The 21,809-nt window shown below is 36.4% G+C and carries 22 protein-coding genes; 3 read left to right on the top strand and 19 right to left on the bottom strand.

Annotation, left to right across the window (positions count from 1 at the left end; all coding sequences use genetic code 11):
• Window position 1: 1 nt before the first annotated feature.
• From H3R29_RS06600 to H3R29_RS06555, 10 genes are all read right to left on the bottom strand, one after another.
• Window positions 2-1,180: a betaine/proline/choline family ABC transporter ATP-binding protein gene (locus tag H3R29_RS06600; protein WP_046324593.1), complete on the bottom strand. Its 1,179-nt coding sequence runs from the start codon at window positions 1,178-1,180 to the stop codon at window positions 2-4.
• Window positions 1,181-1,339: 159 nt separating this feature from the next.
• Entirely contained in the window at window positions 1,340-1,900 is a 561-nt protein-coding gene (pgsA, locus tag H3R29_RS06595; RefSeq protein WP_046324592.1) for a CDP-diacylglycerol--glycerol-3-phosphate 3-phosphatidyltransferase, read from the bottom strand.
• A gap of 27 nt (window positions 1,901-1,927) precedes the next feature.
• On the bottom strand, window positions 1,928-3,046 hold the full coding sequence (locus H3R29_RS06590; RefSeq protein ID WP_198202846.1) for a RodZ family helix-turn-helix domain-containing protein: 1,119 nt from the start codon (window positions 3,044-3,046) through the stop codon (window positions 1,928-1,930).
• Between the two features lie 65 nt (window positions 3,047-3,111).
• A complete protein-coding gene (gene ymfI, locus H3R29_RS06585; RefSeq protein ID WP_046324590.1) occupies window positions 3,112-3,840 on the bottom strand; it encodes an elongation factor P 5-aminopentanone reductase in 729 nt (242 codons plus the stop codon).
• Window positions 3,841-4,008: 168 nt separating this feature from the next.
• Window positions 4,009-6,459 carry a DNA translocase FtsK gene (locus H3R29_RS06580; protein ID WP_198202845.1) on the bottom strand — a complete coding sequence of 817 codons (2,451 nt, stop codon included), beginning with the start codon at window positions 6,457-6,459 and terminating at the stop codon, window positions 4,009-4,011.
• 19 nt (window positions 6,460-6,478) lie between these two features.
• Window positions 6,479-6,871, bottom strand: a complete 393-nt coding sequence (locus H3R29_RS06575) for a DUF1149 family protein (protein ID WP_046324588.1) — start codon at window positions 6,869-6,871, stop codon at window positions 6,479-6,481.
• 1 nt (window position 6,872) lies between these two features.
• Window positions 6,873-7,430: a tRNA (cytidine(34)-2'-O)-methyltransferase gene (locus tag H3R29_RS06570; protein WP_187156479.1), complete on the bottom strand. Its 558-nt coding sequence runs from the start codon at window positions 7,428-7,430 to the stop codon at window positions 6,873-6,875.
• 42 nt (window positions 7,431-7,472) lie between these two features.
• Window positions 7,473-8,684, bottom strand: a complete 1,212-nt coding sequence (locus tag H3R29_RS06565; RefSeq protein WP_046324586.1) for an AI-2E family transporter — start codon at window positions 8,682-8,684, stop codon at window positions 7,473-7,475.
• Window positions 8,685-8,697: 13 nt separating this feature from the next.
• A complete protein-coding gene (locus H3R29_RS06560; protein WP_046324585.1) occupies window positions 8,698-9,078 on the bottom strand; it encodes a PTS glucitol/sorbitol transporter subunit IIA in 381 nt (126 codons plus the stop codon).
• A gap of 80 nt (window positions 9,079-9,158) precedes the next feature.
• Entirely contained in the window at window positions 9,159-11,915 is a 2,757-nt protein-coding gene (locus H3R29_RS06555) for a cation-transporting P-type ATPase (protein ID WP_198202844.1), read from the bottom strand.
• Window positions 11,916-12,080: 165 nt separating this feature from the next.
• Between H3R29_RS06555 and H3R29_RS06550 the strand changes: the two genes are divergently transcribed.
• Entirely contained in the window at window positions 12,081-13,115 is a 1,035-nt protein-coding gene (locus H3R29_RS06550) for a lactonase family protein (RefSeq protein WP_198202843.1), read from the top strand.
• A gap of 65 nt (window positions 13,116-13,180) precedes the next feature.
• Here the strand turns inward: H3R29_RS06550 and H3R29_RS06545 are convergent, their stop codons facing one another.
• Genes H3R29_RS06545 through H3R29_RS06535 form a run of 3 tightly spaced genes read right to left on the bottom strand, consistent with a single transcriptional unit; the run spans window position 13,181 to window position 15,487 of the window.
• Complete coding sequence (locus H3R29_RS06545) at window positions 13,181-14,065, bottom strand: RluA family pseudouridine synthase (RefSeq protein WP_198202842.1); 885 nt, start codon at window positions 14,063-14,065, stop codon at window positions 13,181-13,183.
• Window positions 14,052-14,858, bottom strand: a complete 807-nt coding sequence (locus tag H3R29_RS06540) for an NAD kinase (protein ID WP_198202841.1) — start codon at window positions 14,856-14,858, stop codon at window positions 14,052-14,054. Before H3R29_RS06540 ends, H3R29_RS06545 begins: the two co-directional genes overlap by 14 nt.
• Window positions 14,858-15,487 (bottom strand): GTP pyrophosphokinase family protein, encoded by a 630-nt coding sequence (locus H3R29_RS06535; protein ID WP_046324580.1) that lies wholly within the window; start codon window positions 15,485-15,487, stop codon window positions 14,858-14,860. The genes H3R29_RS06540 and H3R29_RS06535 overlap by 1 nt, the downstream gene beginning before the upstream one ends.
• 338 nt (window positions 15,488-15,825) lie before the next feature.
• Between H3R29_RS06535 and H3R29_RS06530 the strand changes: the two genes are divergently transcribed.
• Window positions 15,826-16,449: a CYTH domain-containing protein gene (locus H3R29_RS06530; RefSeq protein WP_198202840.1), complete on the top strand. Its 624-nt coding sequence runs from the start codon at window positions 15,826-15,828 to the stop codon at window positions 16,447-16,449.
• Between the two features lie 71 nt (window positions 16,450-16,520).
• On the top strand, window positions 16,521-17,141 hold the full coding sequence (locus tag H3R29_RS06525) for a DsbA family protein (RefSeq protein WP_198202839.1): 621 nt from the start codon (window positions 16,521-16,523) through the stop codon (window positions 17,139-17,141).
• On the opposite strand, the gene H3R29_RS06520 is transcribed toward H3R29_RS06525, so the two are convergent.
• From H3R29_RS06520 to H3R29_RS06495, 6 genes are all read right to left on the bottom strand, one after another.
• Window positions 17,127-17,969 (bottom strand): competence protein CoiA, encoded by an 843-nt coding sequence (locus tag H3R29_RS06520; protein WP_198202838.1) that lies wholly within the window; start codon window positions 17,967-17,969, stop codon window positions 17,127-17,129. The two genes, H3R29_RS06525 and H3R29_RS06520, sit on opposite strands and share 15 nt — an antisense overlap.
• A 74-nt stretch (window positions 17,970-18,043) precedes the next feature.
• Window positions 18,044-18,766, bottom strand: a complete 723-nt coding sequence (locus tag H3R29_RS06515; RefSeq protein WP_198202837.1) for an adaptor protein MecA — start codon at window positions 18,764-18,766, stop codon at window positions 18,044-18,046.
• A 106-nt stretch (window positions 18,767-18,872) separates the two neighbouring features.
• Window positions 18,873-19,271 carry a transcriptional regulator SpxA gene (spxA, locus tag H3R29_RS06510; protein WP_046324575.1) on the bottom strand — a complete coding sequence of 133 codons (399 nt, stop codon included), beginning with the start codon at window positions 19,269-19,271 and terminating at the stop codon, window positions 18,873-18,875.
• A 195-nt stretch (window positions 19,272-19,466) separates the two neighbouring features.
• Window positions 19,467-21,200 carry a phosphoenolpyruvate--protein phosphotransferase gene (gene ptsP, locus H3R29_RS06505; protein WP_198202836.1) on the bottom strand — a complete coding sequence of 578 codons (1,734 nt, stop codon included), beginning with the start codon at window positions 21,198-21,200 and terminating at the stop codon, window positions 19,467-19,469.
• Entirely contained in the window at window positions 21,200-21,466 is a 267-nt protein-coding gene (locus H3R29_RS06500; protein ID WP_046324573.1) for a phosphocarrier protein HPr, read from the bottom strand. Before H3R29_RS06500 ends, ptsP begins: the two co-directional genes overlap by 1 nt.
• Window positions 21,467-21,579: 113 nt before the next feature.
• Window positions 21,580-21,762, bottom strand: a complete 183-nt coding sequence (locus tag H3R29_RS06495) for a hypothetical protein (protein ID WP_181413642.1) — start codon at window positions 21,760-21,762, stop codon at window positions 21,580-21,582.
• Window positions 21,763-21,809: the final 47 nt, after the last annotated feature.

Raw genomic sequence — 21,809 nt, 5'->3', positions numbered from 1 at the left:
TTTAGTTCGCCTCTTTTCCCGTATTATTTTGCGTGTGGCCCTTATCGCCCCATATTTTTTGATAAACGACATTAACCAAACTTGCACGAGTAACTATACCGACTAATTTATTATCCGAATCAATTACCGGAATATAACTCTTGTTACGGCTCATAATACGACTAAAGTTATCACGCAAATATTCATCCGGACCAACTGTGCTTACTTTAGTAATCAAGATATCACTAACGCTGCTTGCCTTAGAATAATTTCGTTGCAAATCATCAATTGAAATATAGCCTTTCAGGTGATCGCTGTTATCAACCACTAAAAGGGTATCAACACGGTTTTCCTTCATCATGGTTAAGGCATCAGATAAAGAAGCACCCAAGTCAATCTTAATCGGATTAGTTAGCATCACGTTTTTAACTTTTACGGTTTCATATTTTGCTTCGGACAGGCGCTCTTCACCGATCAAACTTTTAACATAGTCATTTGCAGGATGATGTAAAATTTCCTCAGGCGTTCCTACTTGAATCAACTGCCCATCATGCAAAACAACTACTTTAGTTGCAAGCTTTAATGCCTCATCCATGTCATGAGTGACAAAAACAATTGTTTTGCCTAATCGCACTTGTAAGTTTTGTACCAAATTCTGTAAACTTTCACGAGTTATCGGATCTAATGCACCAAAAGGCTCATCCATTAATATTAGATTTTGGTTTGCTGCCAGTGCGCGTACAACTCCAATTCTTTGTTGTTGACCGCCAGATAGCTCAGTCGGATACCTGTCTAAATATGATTCCGGCAATTCAGCCATTTGAATTAGCTTTTGCGCTTCACCAGCTAATTTTTCCTTAGGCCATTTTAATAGCTTGGGTACCAAAATAATGTTTTCTCTAATAGTCATATGAGGCATCAAACCATTATTTTGAATAACATACCCAATATGACGTCTCAAGTTGACGGGATTAAAACTTTTAACGTTTTTGCCGTTAACCAGCACCTCGCCTTTAGTTACGCTGTTCATGCGATTAATCATCCGCATCAAAGTAGTCTTTCCTGAACCGGAGGTGCCAATTAGGCAGCAAAAATCACCTTTATCTATTTCAAAACTGATATGGTTAACAGCCGGATTTTTCATTTTAGGATATATCTTGGATACATCTTTGAACTCAACCATTGGTATTTTTTCTCCCATAAATTTTCCTCCTTTTCAATATTTCCTTAATTTAATCCTAACAAGTAAATGAAGCATAATCAACAATTGACCATTTTATGCTCTTTTTTGTATTAAAAAGAAGCACAAAAAAAGCACTACCTTACAGTGCTTTTTAATAAAACTAAATTTTTCTTTAATTTACATTGAACCTTCAAAAACATCCCATGAACTGTGGAAATAATCCCAGCCAGAATAGATAGTAAAAATCAGTGCAATATAAAGTAAGATAGTGCCTATATGATAAAAGTCACCAATTAACAAAAAGATAATTGAAAGCATTTGACATGTCGTTTTGATTTTACCAGGCATAGCTGCAGCCATAACTTGCCCTTTATTCTCAGCCAAAATCAAACGCAATCCAGTTACAGCCAATTCACGACAAACAATTATTGCTACAACCCATGCTGGAGCAAGTTTTAAAGAAATTAACATTATAAACGCAGTCATAGTAAGCATTTTGTCAGCCAAAGGGTCCGCAAACTTTCCAAAATTTGTAACCAAGTTGCGTGATCTGGCAATATGACCATCAAACCAATCAGTTGCAGAAGCAACTGCAAATACAATCGCAGCTATTACCAATCTCCAATAAACAGTAGTACCAGCAACTTTAAAACTGGCATCACCACCAAAAATAACAATTAACATGAAAACCGGAATCAATAATATTCTAAAAACCGTTAACTTATTAGGCAAATTCATTCTTAACTTTTCCTCCAAAAATAATTACTATTTTTTATCATCATTTCCACCGGAGGAAGTACCTCCAGAATGGCCAGAATCATTACTGTGCTCAGTGTTATTTGATTGATTGTTATCATGATTTGATTGACCATTGTTCTGGGAATTTTGATTATTTTGAGTATTTTGTTGACCATTATTTGTACTTGAACTTGCACCATTATTACCATTAGAATTATTGGTTTGGCTATGTTCTTGATTTTGCTGGTTCGAATTACTCTGTCCTGAATTATTATTCGTAGTTCCGGAATTATTTTGACTTTGATGTGGTTGGTTGCTTTGAGTATTTTGAGTATTCCGATGTTTGCCAATATAAAAGGTTAAAGAAAGATTCGAATTTTGAGCTGTATATGGTACTTTTCTGCCACCAATTGTTACTGATGTTCCTAGAGCGTTGCTAAATGTAACGACGACAGATTGAGCAGTTTCTGGAATTCTTAAAGTATGCTTTTGACCAGCTGTTAAAGTCTGTCCACTTTGAGTTACGCCATTCATTGCAATAGAAACTGTAGTTGCTTGATCACCGGCTCTAACAACTAAATTGCGGTTATTTTTAAGGCCGGTAATCTGAAACTGATTCGCAGCCAGTTCCTTAATCTTGACTCTCTTCTTTTTAACTTTCTTAACTTTGCGGTGTCGTTTACCACTATCCGAAGAAACAGAAACATCATTAGCTTCGTTGTTATTTTCGTTGCGACTAGAAGAAAAATGAGCAAATACAACGTAGCATACCAAAATTACTGCAACTATCCCCAAACCGACAATGATTCGTGGCAGGTAATCCTGCCAAATCTTTTTCTTATTACTGGTAGTTTTACGTACTTCCTCACTTTTATTGTCAATCGAGTCTTCGACAAATTCTTCAGGTTCGGCTTTAGGTATGTCTTCGTGGTATTCACTTAGCAACTTTTTGCCATCTAAACCAACTATCTGTGCATATTGTCTAATGAAGGCTCTAACGTAAAAATCACCAGGAAGTTTTTCAAAATCGTTTTGCTCGATTGCAGTCAGATATCTACCTTGAATCTTGGTTGTTTTTTCAATGTCTTCAATTGAAAGTCCCTTAGCCTCTCTGGCACTGCGTAATTTATCTCCGATATCTGCCATAGTTACCTCTTCAAATTCTAAATTTACTCTTTGAGTATAACATATACTACATATAATTATTACATTTAAATAAGCCAGCCGCCACTAACATAAATGGTCTGACCAGTTAGATACCCAGACTGAACGTCAAGTAAAGTTTTAACCCAATAAGAAATGTCCTTACCCTCTGCTAAACGACCAACAGGTATTTCACCCTTAACTTCTTCCATCGTTTCAGGGCCAAGCACGGAATTCATTGCTGTATTGACAGCACCGGGTGCAACAACATTAACCGTCAGGTTAGCTGAAGCAACTTCGCGGGCATATGCTTGTGCAAACCCTTCAAGACCTGATTTGGAAGAACTGTATGCCGCTTCCATAGCACTACCTGAACCACCGTAAACTGATCCTAAATAAACAATACGACTATAATCATTTTTTATCAAATGAGGTTCAAATAGTCCTGTCAACTTAATTGGGGTAATCAAGTTTATGCGCATAATCTCATCAATTTTGGCCGTATCTTGACTACTAACAAAATTATAATCGGTAATTCCCTGGGCAAATACCACCGCGTTAACTGGCAGTAAATTATTAACAAATTCTTTTAAATCATTATTTTCAGCCAGAAAATCTAATTTGATGGGAATAAAATCCTGCTGAGGATATTTTTGACTCATTCCTTGAGCCAAAGAATAAGCTTTTCGCCAATTTTGACTGCAATGAATGTAAAGAGACCAACCAGCATTAGCCAATTCAACACAAATAGCTTGACCAATGCCACCTGTAGCACCAAATACAAGAGCTCGCTGCAATTAAAACATTCCTTTTATTCTATTTTTTAAAATATTGAAAATGATCTTTAATAACTGAACTAATCTTCTTGAGAATAGCTCAGTTAGGTATTCACATTCAATTTTATTTTACCATTATTTTTTCACAAATTTGAACTAATAAAACGACATGATAAACTTTCTTAAAAATTAGCTTTTATCTCCTTCTTTTTTAGGCGGTAATAAAACTTGGCGAGGCTTTGATCCTTCAGATGGGCCCACAATACCTTTTTCTTCCATTTCATCAACAATCCTAGCTGCACGATTATAACCAATACGAAATCTTCTTTGCAAGAGTGATACACTGGCCGTTTGTTGTTGCCTTACTAAGTCCACTGCTTGATCATAGAATTCGTCTTTTGGCTCATCATCTTTATTTTCAGAGTTCTCTTGGCCTTTTTGTGGAATCATACCTTTATCATATTCAGGTTTCTGCTGTTTCTTTACCCATGAAATGATATTTTCAACCTCATGTGAAGAAACATAAGCACCCTGAATACGTTCAGGCTTTGAAGCACCAACAGGCATGTATAGCATATCGCCGCGACCGAGTAATTTTTCGGCCCCAGTTTGATCTAAAATAGTCCGTGAATCGATACCACTTGAAACAGCAAAAGAAATCCGTGAAGGAACATTTGCTTTAATTAGACCGGTTATGACATCAACACTCGGTCTTTGTGTGGCCAAAATCATGTGAATACCCGCCGCTCGAGCCATCTGGCCCAAACGGACAATTGCTCCTTCAACGTCACGTCCGCCAACCATCATTAGATCACTCAGTTCATCAACTACTACTAAGATATATGGTAACGGCTTCATCGGCGGTTTTGATTTATCTTGATTATTCAGCCGCACCTTTTCGTTAAATTCACTCATGTTACGGGCCCCAGCTGCAGCAAATAACTTATAGCGGCGTTCCATTTCTTTAACGGCTTTACTCAAAGCATTTGCAGCCAATTTTGCATCAGTAACTACCGGTATCAATAAATGAGGTACTCCATTATAAACAGAAAGCTCCACCATCTTTGGGTCTATCAAGATTAACTTGACCTGATCCGGCAATGCTTTCATTAAAATACTGGTTAAAATTGTATTAATGGCTACAGATTTACCCGAACCGGTTGATCCAGCAATCAAAAGATGAGGCATTTTAGTCAAATTAGCCGAAATAGTTTGTCCACTGACATCCTTACCCAAAGGAACCTGCATAGGATCTTTTTTGGCTCTGATATCTTGATTTTGCATTACATCTTTTAAAGCAACTACTGAAGTGTTCTTATTAGGCACCTCTATTCCAATATATGGTTTCCCTGGGATTGGTGCTTCTATTCTAATATCCTTTGCAGCCAGAGCAAGAGCTAAATCGTCAGCGAGATTAACAATGCGACTGACTTTAACACCAACAGCCGGTTGAACCTCATAGCGCGTAATAGTTGGACCCAGTATCGCCTTTTTGATAATAACGTTAACGCCAAAACTCTTGAAAGTAGATTGTAACGTCTGAGTATTTTTACGAATAAGAGCTTTATCAGTACTTTGGTCAATATTTTTAATATTATCAAGTAATGTTAAGGGCGGTTTTTGATAATCCGGACTAACTTTTTGATTTGATTTTAATTCCCCGTGATCTACTGCTCCTAATTCTTCCTTAATCTTTTTATCTTCTTCAACAAAAGAATGTGATTTAGGTAATGATGAAACAGAAGAATCGTTTTGCTGCGCTTTAGCGTTATTGTTTTGACTTGCAACTTGAATTTGCGGCTCAACCGGAGCGTGTTCCGGAATATCACCGTATTCTGCTTTTTCAGATGGAAAATCAGTTACCTCGTTTTGATCTATGTTGCTTTCAGAAGAGTTATCATCCACAGTAAAATCATCCACGTCTGGAAAAACTGGAGCTTTTGTACCCACTGAATTGGAATCTTCCTGATTATGCAACTGGTTTTTTCTCTGCTCACGTTGCTCTTTAAAAGAGCCGTATTTATCTTTGATTTTGCTACCAGCTGCTTTGTTTTTATTAATAAAAAGCTGACTAACAGACTGAAATTTTTTGATAATTGTTGAAAATTTAACATCAAAAAACATCAAAATACCACTCGGTATCAATAAAATTGCAATTACACGCAGTCCTATATGACCAAGTAAGGGGTAAAAAATCTGATAGCATAAGGCGCCTATGACGCCACCACCGATATTTTTGGTAACAGCCATGCGACCGAATTCAGCTGAAATTTCATGCCAAAAGACATTCATAAAAGCATTATTAACGAATTCCCGTTCAAAATAAATACTGCTTTGAATTAATAAAATTCCCAAAATAGCAAAAAATAGTCCACAACTGCGTTTGAAGTTAAAGTGCATCGGCTTATTATAAATCAACATAACCAAGCCGAAAACAATGCAAATACCAGCTGCGAGCAAATAGGAATCTCCAAAGACCAGGCGAAAAGTATTTGCTACTTGTTTACCCAGGATTCCAAATTTGGCAAATGCTAAAGCAGAGATAACAATTTGTAAAAGTCCGACAATTGCCCATGTAATTCCAGTATTCTGATTCTTCTTTCGAGCCTTTGTGGTTTTTCTCCTTTTCTTTTTTGGCATGATACTACCTAATTAACAACTAAAAATTAGCTTGGAAGTTCAAGTTGACTGGTTTATCCAGTGTAATTTGAGTAACTTGATAAGTTAATGTTTCAATATACTCAACTAAAGGTCTACTAAGCAATTTGTAATCAGCCTTACTAAGATCACTGCCATCACCAAAATAATTTTTGATCTGAACGATTTGGCTAATCATCCCACTTACTGAGAATTCTCCGGGAGCAGGTGCCACGTCAAAAATGATGGTGATGTCAAAATAATTACCATCTACCCCTGCATCTGTTGTGCCATCATCATTTTGCTTTTCAACTTTTTTAAGGCCAAAATTAACTTGATCTTTAGTTTCAGGTTCTTCATTAACATCATAGTGAAAATTTTTTACTATCACCGGTGTTTCTTTTTCAAAATCCATTTTAATTTCCTCCCAAATTTCTTTCATAGCGTTCAGGACGATTGTAGTTATCTTTTAACTTGTCATTTTCGTAATGATGAGAAGTTTCCAGCATAGGAAAACCTTGTTGACGTAATGCTTCAAGCAAAACTATTGCCACTGAATTAGCTAAATTGTAACAACGAATATTATTTGACATAGGTATGCGCAAATTACGTTCGTAATATTCTCGCATAAAAGTTTCAGGTAAGCCAGTAGTTTCCTTACCAAATACGAAGTAGTAATTTTTGGAAGAATCCGTGTAATCTACCTCAGCATAGTTTTTGGAAGAAAACTTAGAAATAAGATAAAGCTCATCCTGTGGTCCCAACTGCTTCAAAAAGGCATTAAGATCATCATGAAGCCGCACATCAACTTTATCCCAATAATCAAGCCCGGCTCGTCTCATTTTTTTATTATCAATTTGAAAACCTAAGGGCTCAATTAAGTCAAGAACTGTATTAGTACCAGCACAAGTGCGCGCAATATTTCCCGTATTGGCCGGCATTAATGGTTCATATAACACTACATGATTTGTCAATCTTTTTTCTCCTTCAACATAAAACTTCTAAACAAACTAATCTTATTCTTTATTTTTTAAATCAGCATTTTCGCCATTTTGCGCAGCAATTTGAGTAGTTTCTTCGCCTTCATCTTCTCTAAAAACTTGGGAAACATTACGGTAATAATTATAAACACGTAAAATGATGATTTTTAAGATTGCATAAATAGGAATACCAAAAATGACACCCCAAAGTCCCCAAACCGCACTAGAACCAATTAACAATAAGATTGTAGTTACCGGATGCATTTCCATCTTATTACCCATTACGAGAGGACTGATAATTCTTGATTCAATTGTCTGCTCGATTGCAAACACAATCAGAACTTTAATGACCATTGGAACTGAAAGCATGATCGCAATTACAATTGCAGGAATAAAGGAAATAAACGTACCAAAATATGGGATCAGGTTAAGTAAACCACTTAAAACAGCAAGTGCAATGCCATACGGTAAGCCTACTATACTGTAACCAATGGCAAACATAATTCCTACCCAAAAGGCAACTGTGATTTGACCCCTGATATACGAAGCTAAAGCGGTGTTAATATCATAGAGTAGTTCACCAAAACTCTTTTGCCAGCGCTTAGGCGCAAATTGAGTTAAATAGGGCCGCAAATTATGGGCATCTTTTAACATAAAGAAGAGAATAAACGGTGCCGTAAGTAAAGTCATAACAATAATAGTTACTACACTGATCGCCGAAGAAATGTTGCTCAGAGCGGCATTTATGGCTTCATGACCTGATTTAAAAAGCATATCCTGCGCGCGATTAATAGCATCGTTAATATTGCCTTTTACACTGTGAAACTGCGGCTTGCTCAGTGCTTCTTGCACAGCATTACTTGCATCCTTCCAGATATGCGGCCAATGTGCAATTAATGAATTAATTTGACTTTGAACAATTGGCAATAAAGTATTAACAATCCACACTAGTAAAATTGCCACAAGAAGAAATAGTCCCAAGATCGTAACCAGTCTTGGCACTTTGAATTTCCGCTCTAAAATGTCTACCAGCGGATTCATGATATAAAATTGAATTAAAGCAAGCATTAGTGGTGGCAAGATTGCACTTACAAACACTTTAGCAGGATTTAAGACAAACGAAATTTTGTTGAACAACCAGATTACAAGGAAGAACAACAAAATGTTTAGTAATGCAATACTAAACCGGTTATTCAAAAACCATTTTTGAAAAATGGTTCTTTTTTTATGTTTTTTCTCTACTTCCATCAAATCATCCTAATCAAATATGTTCGTAAATTATATCATCGCCAACGTTAAATTCAGGCAGAGTTTGCTTGTCACCTAATGTAAGATACACAGCATTTGCCAAGGGATTTTTAGACTTTTGCTGATTAAAGAAAAGTGTGGCATGTCCTAATGCCCTCATATCACTGACAACCATGGCGCCAACGTAATCAGCTACATATGTTTGACCATCAATTGTAATTGTGTCCCCTTTTTTTAAAGTAAAACCAGTAAGCGGCGAATCAGGGTCAAATTTTTGAATAATTGAAACTTCTACCAGTTCAGCTGTGACATTTTCACCAAATAAAATTACCATATTGCTCTTAGGCTCTATAGCTTGTTTACCAATTTTTGTAATAGTTGCTGTCCACTTCATAATTTGTTCTCCTTAAGCTTTAATTTTAGCATAACAAAAACCGCTTAACTAATATATAAGCGGTTTTATTTGTTACTTCTTTATTTCTGATGGTAAAGGAGCCATTTTTTAATTTCATCAATTATAACTAATGGGATCGGCAAGCAGAACAGGAATAACCAGTCAACTGGCAATAATCTCGTCGTATTAAATAATTGTTGCAATCCTGGAGTTACAGTTAAAGCTAAAAATAGCAGTATTTCAAAGATAATGCCATACCAGATATTGCGGTTACTAAAGATGCCTTTCTTGAATAACGAAACTTTGTTTGTTCTACAATTCAAAACATTTGCAATCTGAGTAAAAATGATTGCTCCCAAGACCATTGTGGTTGCACGCATGTATACCGGGCCGTTAGCAGCTAAAGGTACGTGAGGCCAACCATTTTGGAAATTAACGAAGAAGTATGCTGCAATCGAAATCGCACTGGAAATGAGGCCGTACCATAAAAATGCTTTGATAATTACACTTCTATTAAGCAAGTGCTCATTGCGTTTACGTGGTGCCTGTTTCATAACATCCGGATCAACTGCTTCTCCACCAAGTCCTAATGCTGGCAACATATCCGTTCCCAAATCGACTGTCAAAATCTGCATAACCGTCATTGGCAAAGGAATCATCCCTCCTGAAAACAGGAATAAAATTGAAGGAAAGGCTTCCGGCACATTTGAAGTTAGGATATAAGTCAAAAACTTACGAATATTGCTATATACTGCCCGTCCTTCTTCAATTGCAGCTACAATTGAAGCAAAATTATCATCAGTCAATATAATATTTGCAGCATCCTTTGCCACGTCTGTGCCAGTGAGACCCATTGCGATACCGATATCAGCTTGCTTCAGTGCAGGGGCATCATTAACTCCATCACCAGTAGAGGCAACAATTTCACCGTTTTCCTGCAAGGTCTTAACAACCTTATATTTTTGTTCAGGAGCTACCCGGGCGAAAATCACTTCTCCTTTTAGCGCTTCTCGCAAATCTGCATCACTCATATCCTCGAGCTCATCACCAGATATGACCCGCGCCTTGTCTGAGGTCAAACCAATTTGGACAGCCACTGACTTAGCCGTTAGCTTAGAGTCACCGGTAACCATAATAATCTTAATCTTGGCTTGATGACACCGTTTAACAGCATTATAAATTTCAGGACGAGGAGGATCGCTCATCGTAGTCAAGCCGACGAATATCAAGTGCTGTTCAGCCGTTTCGATCGTTAACTTAGTAACGTCAGTATTTTCTTTTTCAACAATGCGGTAAGCCATTGCCATACTGCGGAAACCCTTGGCAGCATATTCAGCATTGTATTTTTCAGCACGCTTTTTATCATCTTCAGTCATAGAGCGAACCTTACCGTCAACTTGAATCTGATCACATTGCTTAATTACGTCACTGAAAGACCCCTTAGTAAAAATAATATACTGACTGTCATTCCAGCGATGAATAGTTGACATGCGTTTACGATTAGAGTCAAAAGGCAATTCACGTAAACGAGGATATTTAACCAGAACTTTCTGACGATCAAAGCCTGCTTTTTCAGCCATAATAATTAAACAAGCTTCAGTTGGAGTTCCCAAAATTTTGGGTTTACCCCCTTTGACTTTGCTGGGTTGAACCGCAGTATCATTATCTAAAGAAGCTATCTGCACCAGCTTATGCAAGTCAGGATTTTCTTCGTACCATAACTGCTTATTATTCAGTTCAATTTGACCATTATTAACATAGCCATTACCCGTAACCGTATATTCATTTTTCGGCGTCCAAATGTAATGAATAGTCATCTGATTCTGAGTTAAAGTACCAGTTTTATCTGAACAAATAACTGTGGTTTCGCCTAAAGTTTCTACCGAATTCAATTCTTTAACTAAGGCATGCTTTTTAGCCATGCGCTTAACTCCTTGAGCTAAGCTTAAAGTAACAGTTGGAAGCAATCCTTCAGGAATAAAGGCAACAATCATACCTAACGCAAAGATAAAGGCCTTGGCAAAAGGATATTTGACGAAAAAGATTGCCGCAATTAAGAACAAAACACCAATTGAAACTGCAATTATTGATAATTGTTTCGTCAGCCGATCTAATTCTTGAGTCAATGGGCTATCAACCTTATTTTGCTTTTGTGTCAGCTGTGCAATTTTACCAAATTCAGTATTCATCCCTGTGGCAAAAGCGATAGCACGAGCAGTACCAGAACCAACTGTTGTTCCAGAATAAACCAAGTCTGCTTCCGCATAACTGCCTTCACCTGGAGCGTATTCTGTAGTTTTTGATTCTGGCACAGATTCACCATTTAACGCACTTTGATCAACCTGCATAGAACTGGCAGTAATCAGCCTGGCATCAGCTGGAATGGCATTGCCGGCCTGAAGAATAAAAACATCTCCCGGAACCAGTTCTTTGGCATCAATCTGTGTTTTTTTACCATCACGGATTGCTTGAACATAAGTAGGCAACATATTATTCAAAGCATCTGTCGCTCTTTTGGCAGCTCTTTCCTGCCAAAAACTGAACAATCCGTTGATGATATTGACCAGCCAAATAGCAATTCCTAATTCAAGCGTCCCACTAAACATGGCTACGGCACCTGAGATCCACAATAAAATTGCCATCATACTAATAAAATTCTTAAAGAAAGTTTTCCACTCGGATTCTTCTTCAGACTTTTTAATTTCGTTACGACCATATTTTGCCAATCTTGCGGTTGCTTCTGCAGAAGTTAAACCTGCCGAAGATGAGTGAAGATTAGTATAAACTTCAGAAATATCATTCTTAGCGTAAAGCTCTCGAATTTTATTTTCTTCCATTTCCAACATACCTCTTGTTTAAATTTTTTGTTTTTATACTAATAAAACCGACAACATACTTTACCACTTTTTAAAATGATAAAGTCACTCAATATTTTTACAATTGCGTGTCATGCTATACTAATTATTGAGACAATTATAAATGAAATTGGAGGCTTTTCAAGCATGAAATTATTAATTGGCGGATACACCAAAAAAAAGTCAACGGGAATTTATGAGCTGCCGCTTACTCCGGCTGCTAATGGCGTGGAAATGCAAATGGGACCAGCAAAAGAAGTAATCCAAGTTGGTGGACCTACTTATTTTGTTCAAGATGGCAATCTCATTTTTACAATTAATAATGCTGGAGAAAAAGGCGGAATCAGTTCTTTCGCATTAGTTAAGGGCAAATATTCAGAAAGGGACTCTTATTTAACCCCAGGTTCTTCGCCAGCCTATATTGGAATTAACCGCGAAAAAAAACTATTATACACTGCGAATTATCATACAGCTGTACTCAGTGTATTTTCGTATGATGATGAGGGTAAACTGACCTTTTTAGATTCCGTAACTCACACGGCAGATACTCTTGGTCCCTGTCCAGAACAAGCTGATGGCCCTCATCCCCACTTTTTCGATCAAACACCACAAGGCAATTTAGTAAGTTGTGATCTAGGTAACGACAGTGTTGATTTTTACAGCTTCAAAGATAATAAGCTGAAGCACCTGGCTAAATATCAAAACGAGCCAGGTTTTGGAACACGCCATATTGTATTTAGTCCTGATGGTAATTATTTTTATGTTGTCGGTGAGCTTTCAAGTAAAATTAACTTAGTTAAGTTAGATGAAGCCCACTGGAATTTTAAAAATATTGCTACTTATTCAACCATTCCTGATGATTTTTCTGACCACAACGGCGCAGCTGCCATCAAAATTAGCCATGATGGTAAATTTATTTACACTTCCAACCGCGGTCATGATACCATCACTGTTTTTGCAGTTAATGATGATCATACCTTGCAACTACGTCAAAGAATTTCAACTTTTGGTGAATTTCCTCGTGATTTTAACTGGGACAAAGATGAAAAATATGTGGTAGCAACCAACCAAAATTCAGATAATGCCACTTTATATACACGAGATGCTGAAAATGGTTGTTTGACACCAGTTCAAAAAAATATTTTTGTTCCCGAAGGTACTCGCGTACTTTTTAGTGAATAAATTTTGTAAAACAAATAAAAGAGTTGTCTAACGCAAGACAACTCTTTTATTTCTCTACAGATATATTAAAGGCTATGCCATAATTTTTGCATATCTGGTGCATCAGGTATTTCAATACTAGTATGCTGGCCTTTAGTAAATGGATCAGGAAAACCCAAATAAAAGCAATTGAGTGCCTGGCGCTTAAACTCATCATTAATGCCATATAGAGGATCGCCAAATAAAGGATGACCCAAATATTGCATATGTATGCGAATCTGGTGAGTTCGACCGGTATATAGGCGCAGTTCTACTAAACTGGCTCCGCTTTTTTGAGCAATCACTTTATAAGCAGTTTTAGCATTCTTGCCAGTGGAATCAATGCTGCGCACAATTGAGGTTCCTTTGCGACCAATAGGCTGATCTATCACTCCTGTCAATTCTTCCGGCGCAAAATTGCCATGAACTATTGCATGATATTTTTTAATAAATTGAGTTTTATCGATCTGACTAAAACGAGCATGAGCAATAGCATTTTTCCCAACCAGAACCAGACCAGAAGTATCGCGATCGAGTCGCGTCACTATGTGCGGTTTAACGTCAACCTCTTCTTTACTGTTAAAATAACCTAAAACTTGGTTAACTAAAGCATTGTCATCATAACGAGATGGAATTGACAAAATGCCAGCTGGTTTATTTACTACCAAATAATTTGCAGTTTCCAGTGCGACCGCTAGCGGCTTCTTTGAGGGGACTAGCCAGGGATTGACCCTCTCTTTTCCCGGAATAAAAATCACTTCATCACCTTGATGTAACATGTAGTTGGTAAAGCGCCTTTTATGATTTACTAAAAGCATCCCACCGGAATTTTTAGCATTATTCACTGCTCTTTTTGAAAAACCGTTTTTCAGTAAAAAAGCTCCTAATTTCTTGGGAACTTTGTCTTGTACAATAACTTTAAATGGTGTCATCTTTATCTCCAATAAAGGCGCTCTGAACACGGGACCAAAAATGGGTATGCCCAAAACGATCAAAATGAATTTCCTTACTAGAAATACGATATTCAATTTGTTTAGCGTTTCGGACATTAATGCGACGGCCATCAACAGTCATAACGCAGTGGTCAGCATTAGGTATGACAGTAATCCACTGCTCTGGTGCCAACACTATTGGCGAAGATAATGATCTGAAAATTCGGTTATTAATTGAAGCTATTTCTGCCATTTGCAAGGCTTTAAGTCTTGGGTGAATCACAGCACCACCAAGTGACTTATTATAACCAGTTGAACCGGTAGGAGTTGATATACATAAGCCATCTCCACGGAAATTTTCAAATAATTGATCATCAATATAGACTTTTGCTTCTAATGTATGCGATACCCGTTTGACTGCAGATTCATTTAAGGCCAAAAAATGTTTCTTTTCATTCGCTTCGGTTAAAAGTTCTACTTCCAAAAGCGGGTAACTGGCAGATTCCGGCTCCCTTAAAAGTAAAGCATCTACCATTTTATCAACTTCTGGACCACGCCAATCAGTGTAAAAACCTAAATGCCCAGTGTGGATACCAATAAAGCGAATAGAACTGATCTGGTTTTCATAACGGTGAAAAGCATTGATTAAAGTACCATCGCCTCCGACAGTAATGACAACATCGGGGTATTTAGCATCAAAAACAATGCCTGCTTTAGCTTCCAACAGTTTTCGCAAGTGCGCCACAACTTTTAGCGTTTCGGGATTGGTGTTATGGGCAATTGTAATTCTCATTATTTTTCCTTACCCTTGTTTTTGGTAAAAACCTTTTGAGCTTCCTGCACTTCATCTTTTATTAAAGACATTTCTTCATCAAGTTTATATGCTGTTTCTGCAGTGGATTTTAGTCTTTGGGAAATATCTTTTGGATAAGAACCTTGATATTTATAATTAAGAGTGTGTTCAACAGTAGCCCAAAAGTTCATAGCTAAAGTTCTGATTTGAATTTCAGCCAGCAACTTTTTGGGACCATTTGGCAAATAAACGGTGTAAGAAATAACCATATGATAGGAGCGATAGCCTGAAGGTTTGGCGTTTTTAACATAATCACGTTCTTCAATGACTTCCATATCATCACGTGTATGTATTAAGTCTACCACCTTATAAATATCATCGACAAATTGACATACTATCCTAATACCTGCAATGTCCTGCATATCGGTTTCAATTACATCAAAACTGATTACACGCCTTTGCATTTTTTCTTTAATTGAGTCGACAGTTTTAACCCTGCCAACTACAAATTCTATCGGGGAATGTTCCCCTTTCGTTAAAAAACTTTGTCTTAAAGAACGAAATTTCACTTTCAATTCTCGGACGGCCTCTTCATAAGGCCATAAAAAATTATCCCAATCATTATTCATAGAAATAACCCTTTCTCAAACAGCATATCCATTTTAACATAAATTATATGATAGCAATTTCATATGGCTAATAGCTTTAATAAAAGAAGCCGTTTTTTTCTATACAGCATATATAATCCCTTATTTGATACAGTTTTTTCTTGCATATTAAAGCTTTTAAGATTATGATAAATTTATTAATTTCAGTATAGCCTATACTTTGATAGTTTTGTTTTCTATTCTATCTTTAAGCAGAAACAGCAATTTTGACAATATGTCAATAAAAAAACTATACTTTCTTAATTAGTAGCATGGAATAAAAAGTAAATTCTATCACTGAAATTGGATGGGGAATTATTATGTCGAAGAATAATGAAATTGAAGCAAAAATTATCCTGCCAAAGACAATCTATCACAAACTTTGCCAGGATTTTGCTGCAAAAAGCTGTTTTAAACAGGAAAATTATTATTTTGATACCAAAGATGGTTTGCTAAAACAAAATCATATCAGTTGTCGCATTCGTCTTTTTGCTGATCATGCAGAGCAAACACTCAAAGTTCCCAATAATGATCCCGTGCAGCACCAGTTTCATGAAGCAATAGAAATTAATGACGAACTAAAACTAGCTGAAGCTAAAGCAATGGTTAAAAATGGCAGCAAAAATTTGCCAATTTCTTTTAAATATAGCGTAGGAGACTATCTGAACAAGCACTTTTCAGACCACCTAATACTAAACTTGCAAACTTTTAGTAAAACTAAGCGCATTTTAGCAAATGGGCCTGAAAATTGTGAATTAACATTTGATGATAGTACCTATCCTGACAATTATGAGGACTTTGAAATTGAGATTGAAAATCCTAATCCCCAATTAATTGCACAAGTTCTGTTAGACTTAAAAGAGACATATCACTTTACACAGAATTCTGCTAATACTAATCAAGCAAAAATTGCACGCGCTTACAAGCATCGTGCTAAAATATAGTCTAATGAGTAAATTTCTAAAAAGGATAGATAATTAGATTTTTAAATAATCAGTATTGGAGGAGCCTGATCATGTTCGAAATTTTTCTCTTTGTCAATCCCGTTGGCATTTACTGCTATAACACAGAAGTTTTAATTCAAGATGCAATCGCCGAACTTAATATCAATTCTTCTTTTAACTTCGTTCCTATCATAAATACTAAAGTTATAAAAGAAGATATTATCAGAAGAAAAAAGAGCGGTCAAAGAATAATAGATATCCCGCAGTACACAATTGCTTCATTTCAAGCTTTACGAAATTACCATGCAATTAAGTTCGAATATGGCAACAAAAAGGCTCGAGCCTACCTAGTTGCTTTACAACAAGCTATCAGCGGTGATTTTAATAAATATTCTGAACAATTACCGCGAAAAATTGCTCAAGATTTAAATTTAAATTTTGATCGTATTACAGATCGCAGGATTGCTCCTTATGTAGACAATTCTATTCGCCAAGATAAGGAACTTGCCCATCAGTTTAATGTCTGTAACATTCCTACAACTATTATTTTTAATGAAAGCGGCAATTACAGTGGCGTAATGCTTGAAGGAATTTTGGCTCATGATAAGTTGATCCGCCTTTTTAAAAATACTGGTTGTATTACCAGGGAAGACCAAGATTATTATCCTGCTAAGCACTTACGCCTGATCTAAAAACTTACTTGCATTATCTGGCGAATTAATTTTACGAAAATTGCTAAATACCCAAGACGGCAAATCATCAATGGTTTGCCGTCTTTTATATAAGTTGTTGGCAATCTTCATGCCATTGAGACTTTTTTGCATAAGCTGCATTTTTAGATACTGTTTTTGCTTGGCCGAATCAACATAGTATTTCCGTAAAGCAGGTTTAAAGTGCCACAGCTTTTTTAATCCTTCGGCATTTATAGTAAAATTCTGTTTTTGCCAATGAATTTTATTAGTCAGCGGCTCAAGCAAAACGTTATATTTCAAACTGATAACTAGCTTATCAGGATTAATTTCCAAATAATAATCATGCCACGGTTTATTCCTTCGAAAAAAGATAAGTTGCGATTTTTTGATGTATTGTCCTAAAAAATGTCTCTTTCCCACTACCCAGATATCTTTCACGCCTATTTGCCGATATAAGAGATGACGATGACGAAATTCAGATTTGTTGAGCGGAGCACATTGAATTTCAAATGCTAAATTCGGGCTTGCTAAGATATCAGCGCGTAATTGGCCATTAGCTAATTGAACTTCCATCCGTGCGTTAAAATGGGCTGCTCTTAAAGCTGTAGTCAATAAGCTTTTACTTTGTGCATGCTCTTTATTTTCTCCACTTAAATTAACTTCACTCGGGATATGCTTAAAATAAGGTGTTTTACTATTATTTATCAGCTGGACTTCGCGATAACACTGAGGACAAAAATAATGCCTTTCTATATTCCTTTCATTTTCACTTATCCGAGCTTCTGCTACAGCTAAAACTAAAACATTATTCAACAATGCCGCGTACATAACCATCACCTAATAATAAGTACGCAAAAGGGGCAGAATTTTACCTGCCCCCTTTTATTTTGCTATCTGACATTTTAATTAATGTTACTAAAATAATCCTGCAGCTTCTCTAAAGCTTCATGCGCTATCAAGCATTTACCATTAATGCGCACACGAGCCATTTCACTCGCTTTAACTTTAATACCATATTCATTTGCAATGGCCCATGCATCCGCCGGCTTTATTTCCAAGTAATCTTGATCAGTAAAGATTAACTCTAAGTAAAATTTGCCGCGTTCAAAATAAAGACTGGAAGCCAAATCGTCTGCTTGAAGACTATCCGCCAGTTCAACTACCTGATTAAGGTCGTTAAAACTATATGCCTGCTTTTTTTGCAGTTTCCAAAACTCTTTTTTCACCTTGGGGTGACCAGAAATTGCAGAACCAGTTGATTCGTCTTTATCGCTTTCATCTTCCTCAGGTTCTAAATCGAGAAAAGACTTACGAGCATCATTCTTCTTTTTACTGTTTTCAGTAAAATCATTATCAAATAACTGGGCCAGGTTATTCTGATCTTTGGCCGTAACTTTAGTGATGAGTAAATCAAGCCCACCATTATTAGGCATTACTTGAAAAGTAACAGGTGCATCTTGACTAAAAGAATGATCCGTATCAATTTCATCTAAAATTGAATAAAAGAAATGCTGGATTTTATTTTTATCACCCAGTAAATCCAAAACTTTAAGACCACGATTTGCTAATTCTTGTTTACCTATTCTCACGCGAATCGTATTTTTGTTTATATGATCTACTTGCATGAGTTCTCACCTCCATCAGATGCTTTGTTCTATTGTAGCGTACTTTACTCATAAAATAAAAGCGTTAGTTTAAAAAACCAACGCTTTTATTTTAAACTTACCTGATTTATAAGTCAGCTATCTTTTGCATTTCTTCAAGTTCGAGACGGCGTACTTTTCTAGGTAAAAAGCGCCTAATCTCATCTTCATTATATCCAACCTGTAAACGACGGTCATCCATAATAATAGGACGTCTTAACAAACTTGGATTCTTTTCTACCAGATCAAGCAATTGATCAATTGACATGTCATCCAGATTAACTTTAAGTTGCTGAAATGCTCTTGAACGAGTTGAAATAATTTCTTCGGTACCATTTTCAGTCATGCGCAAAATTTGCAACAATTCATCTTTTGTTAACGGTTCAGAAAAAATATTTCTTTCCTTAAAAGGAATGTCGTGCTTCTTTAACCAGGCCTTCGCTTTACGACAAGATGTACAGCTTGGAGAGATATATAAATTTACCATATATTTCACGCTCCCTTAATTAGTATCTATATAATTATATCATACTACTTCCTTTTTGTAAGTAGTTTTTTCAACTAATTTTATTATTATAGTATCTTTTAAACGTGAATATTCTGTGAACTTTTTATCAAGAAAAAATAAAGAAATAAAAAAGAATACATAATTTTTTGCTAATGTATCCTTTTTTTATTATTATTAGTTATTTACTTTCTTCATTAAGTCACTAACCAATTTCTCATTTTCTTCAGCAGTTTCTGAAACATAACAAGCTTTATTGGCTAATTCCTTAATATCTGCAGTATTGAGCTTCTTCATTAAGCTTCTAATACGCAAAATTGAAGTAGCACTCATTGAGTACTCGTCTAAGCCCATTGAAAGCAAAATTGGAAACATGGTACTGTCTCCGGCAGCTTCGCCGCACATGCCACACCAAATGTTGTTTTCATGTGCTGCATCAATCGTGTGCTTAATTAAACGCAAAACAGATGGGTTTGCCGGTTGATAAAGATAAGAAACATTATCATTGCCCCTATCAGCAGCCATTGTATATTGAATTAAGTCATTAGTACCAATTGAGAAGAAATCAACTTCTTTAGCAAATTGATCAGCTAAAACTGCAGCAGCTGGAACTTCAATCATCATTCCCACTTCTAAGTTCGAACCAATCTTAACGCCTTTTGTAACTAACTTGTCTTTTTCTTCACCCAAAATTGCTTTAGCCTTGCGCAACTCATTCAGAGTACCAATCATTGGGAACATAATGCCTAACTTGCCATAAGCTGATGCACGCAATAAAGCACGAAGCTGTGTACGGAAAATCTGTTCATTTTGAAGTGAGAGTCTAATGGCACGCACACCTAAGAATGGGTTCATTTCTTCTGGTAAATCCCAATAATCAAGGTGTTTGTCACCACCAATATCCATGGTTCTGATAATTACCTGCTTACCATGCATACCTTCAATGACTTTCTTATAAGCTTCAAATTGCTCATCCTCAGTTGGGAAGTCCTTTGAATCCATATATAAGAATTCGGTTCTGTAAAGACCAACAGCTTCAGCACCATTATCGTTTACACCCTTCATGTCATTTGGTGTACCAATATTAGCAGCAATTGTAAACTTTTTACCGTCTGCAGTAACTGAAGGCTCGTTCTTTAATTTTTCCCATTCAGCTTTTTGCTGCAAAAAGTCAGAACTCTTTTGTTGATATTCAGCAACTTGACTGTCAGTAGGCTTAACTACTACATCACCGCTTAGACCGTCAACAGCAATCGTGTCGCCGTTTTCAACATCCTTGGTAATTGAATCAGTACCTACAACTGCTGGCAATTCAAGTGAACGCGCCATGATAGCAGAGTGTGCTGTTCTTCCGCCAATATCAGTAACAAAGCCCTTAACAAATTTTTTATTAAGTTGGGCAGTATCACTAGGAGTTAAATCATGAGCAACCACCACAACTTCGTGATCAATGGCAGCTGGGTTTGGTAATTCCTTACCCAGCAAGTGAGCCATAATTCTCTTAGAAACATCGCGCACATCGGCTGCACGTTGCTGCATATATGTGTTATCAGTCATTCCTTCAAAAATACTGATAAACTTTTGTGCAGTTTCGTTAAGAGCAGCTTCACTGTTAACTTTTTGTTCCTTGATTTCGTTTTCAATGGCACCAGTAAATTCAGGATCGTTCAAGATCATAAGGTGAGCTTCAAAGACTTGAGCTTCGTCTTCACCTAAACTCTTCTTTGCACTATCACGAATTTTTTCAACTTCAGCAGTTGATACTGAAATTGCCTTCTTATAGCGTGCTAACTCACTTTCAACATCGCTAACTGTAGATTTTGAAAATGAAAGATCAGGTTCAACCAAGAGATAAGCTGGTGCTACAGCAATACCATCACTAGCAGCAATTCCTTTTAATGTCTTGGTCATTATTCAGCTAAGCCCTCTTTTTTCATAGTCTCTGAAATAGCGTTAATTGCATCTTTTTCGTCGTCGCCACTAGCACTGATAGTAACATCAGCATTTTTGCCAACACCAAGTGACATAACACCCATAATTGACTTTAAATTAACTGACTTACCATTGTATTCCAAATTGATATCTGAACCAAATTTAGAAGCAGCTTGTACTAGCAATGTAGCTGGACGAGCATGAATACCTGTTTCTGCAACAACATGAAAATCGCGTTTTTCCATTATATATATCTCCTTTGAATTCAAAAAATCAAACCGGTAATAAATACCTATTCGCCTACTTAGACTATCATTTTTTTGTGAATTAGACAACATAAATGTAACAGTTTACATCATTAAACTTCAGATTTTGATTTTGAATAAATTATTTTACCACCTCGCAATGCTTTTCCTGTAATATTTTGCCTTTTTTCAAAGGACCTTAATGCAGCTTGAAATTCAAAAGCATTTTTTGGCTCAACTTCATAGTGATCAAGTTCGCCATTTGCTAATTGCACCAGAATTTTTTGATAATCCAAAATCATCACCACTTTTTAGTCAATTTTATTTATGCAATCATCTGATC

The sequence above is a fragment of the Lactobacillus sp. M0393 genome (genome assembly GCF_016102025.1).
Taxonomy (GTDB): domain Bacteria; phylum Bacillota; class Bacilli; order Lactobacillales; family Lactobacillaceae; genus Lactobacillus; species Lactobacillus melliventris.
Note: the sequence above shows the minus strand (reverse complement) of the source record. Positions and strands in the feature narration are given on the sequence as shown.

What these genes read in the sequence shown, in the direction of transcription:
- H3R29_RS06500 (WP_046324573.1), bottom strand. Translation starts at nt 21,466, where the DNA reads ATGGAAAAACGCGATTTTCATGTTGTTGCAGAAACAGGTATTCATGCT.
- H3R29_RS06550 (WP_198202843.1), top strand. Translation starts at nt 12,081, where the DNA reads ATGAAATTATTAATTGGCGGATACACCAAAAAAAAGTCAACGGGAATT.
- H3R29_RS06590 (WP_198202846.1), bottom strand. Translation starts at nt 3,046, where the DNA reads ATGGCAGATATCGGAGATAAATTACGCAGTGCCAGAGAGGCTAAGGGA.
- H3R29_RS06535 (WP_046324580.1), bottom strand. Translation starts at nt 15,487, where the DNA reads ATGAATAATGATTGGGATAATTTTTTATGGCCTTATGAAGAGGCCGTC.
- H3R29_RS06520 (WP_198202838.1), bottom strand. Translation starts at nt 17,969, where the DNA reads ATGTACGCGGCATTGTTGAATAATGTTTTAGTTTTAGCTGTAGCAGAA.
- H3R29_RS06540 (WP_198202841.1), bottom strand. Translation starts at nt 14,858, where the DNA reads ATGAGAATTACAATTGCCCATAACACCAATCCCGAAACGCTAAAAGTT.
- spxA (WP_046324575.1), bottom strand. Translation starts at nt 19,271, where the DNA reads ATGGTAAATTTATATATCTCTCCAAGCTGTACATCTTGTCGTAAAGCG.
- H3R29_RS06560 (WP_046324585.1), bottom strand. Translation starts at nt 9,078, where the DNA reads ATGAAGTGGACAGCAACTATTACAAAAATTGGTAAACAAGCTATAGAG.
- H3R29_RS06555 (WP_198202844.1), bottom strand. Translation starts at nt 11,915, where the DNA reads ATGGAAGAAAATAAAATTCGAGAGCTTTACGCTAAGAATGATATTTCT.
- H3R29_RS06600 (WP_046324593.1), bottom strand. Translation starts at nt 1,180, where the DNA reads ATGGGAGAAAAAATACCAATGGTTGAGTTCAAAGATGTATCCAAGATA.
- pgsA (WP_046324592.1), bottom strand. Translation starts at nt 1,900, where the DNA reads ATGAATTTGCCTAATAAGTTAACGGTTTTTAGAATATTATTGATTCCG.
- H3R29_RS06525 (WP_198202839.1), top strand. Translation starts at nt 16,521, where the DNA reads ATGTTCGAAATTTTTCTCTTTGTCAATCCCGTTGGCATTTACTGCTAT.
- ptsP (WP_198202836.1), bottom strand. Translation starts at nt 21,200, where the DNA reads ATGACCAAGACATTAAAAGGAATTGCTGCTAGTGATGGTATTGCTGTA.
- H3R29_RS06530 (WP_198202840.1), top strand. Translation starts at nt 15,826, where the DNA reads ATGTCGAAGAATAATGAAATTGAAGCAAAAATTATCCTGCCAAAGACA.
- H3R29_RS06565 (WP_046324586.1), bottom strand. Translation starts at nt 8,684, where the DNA reads ATGGAAGTAGAGAAAAAACATAAAAAAAGAACCATTTTTCAAAAATGG.
- H3R29_RS06515 (WP_198202837.1), bottom strand. Translation starts at nt 18,766, where the DNA reads ATGCAAGTAGATCATATAAACAAAAATACGATTCGCGTGAGAATAGGT.
- H3R29_RS06575 (WP_046324588.1), bottom strand. Translation starts at nt 6,871, where the DNA reads ATGGATTTTGAAAAAGAAACACCGGTGATAGTAAAAAATTTTCACTAT.
- H3R29_RS06545 (WP_198202842.1), bottom strand. Translation starts at nt 14,065, where the DNA reads ATGACACCATTTAAAGTTATTGTACAAGACAAAGTTCCCAAGAAATTA.
- H3R29_RS06580 (WP_198202845.1), bottom strand. Translation starts at nt 6,459, where the DNA reads ATGCCAAAAAAGAAAAGGAGAAAAACCACAAAGGCTCGAAAGAAGAAT.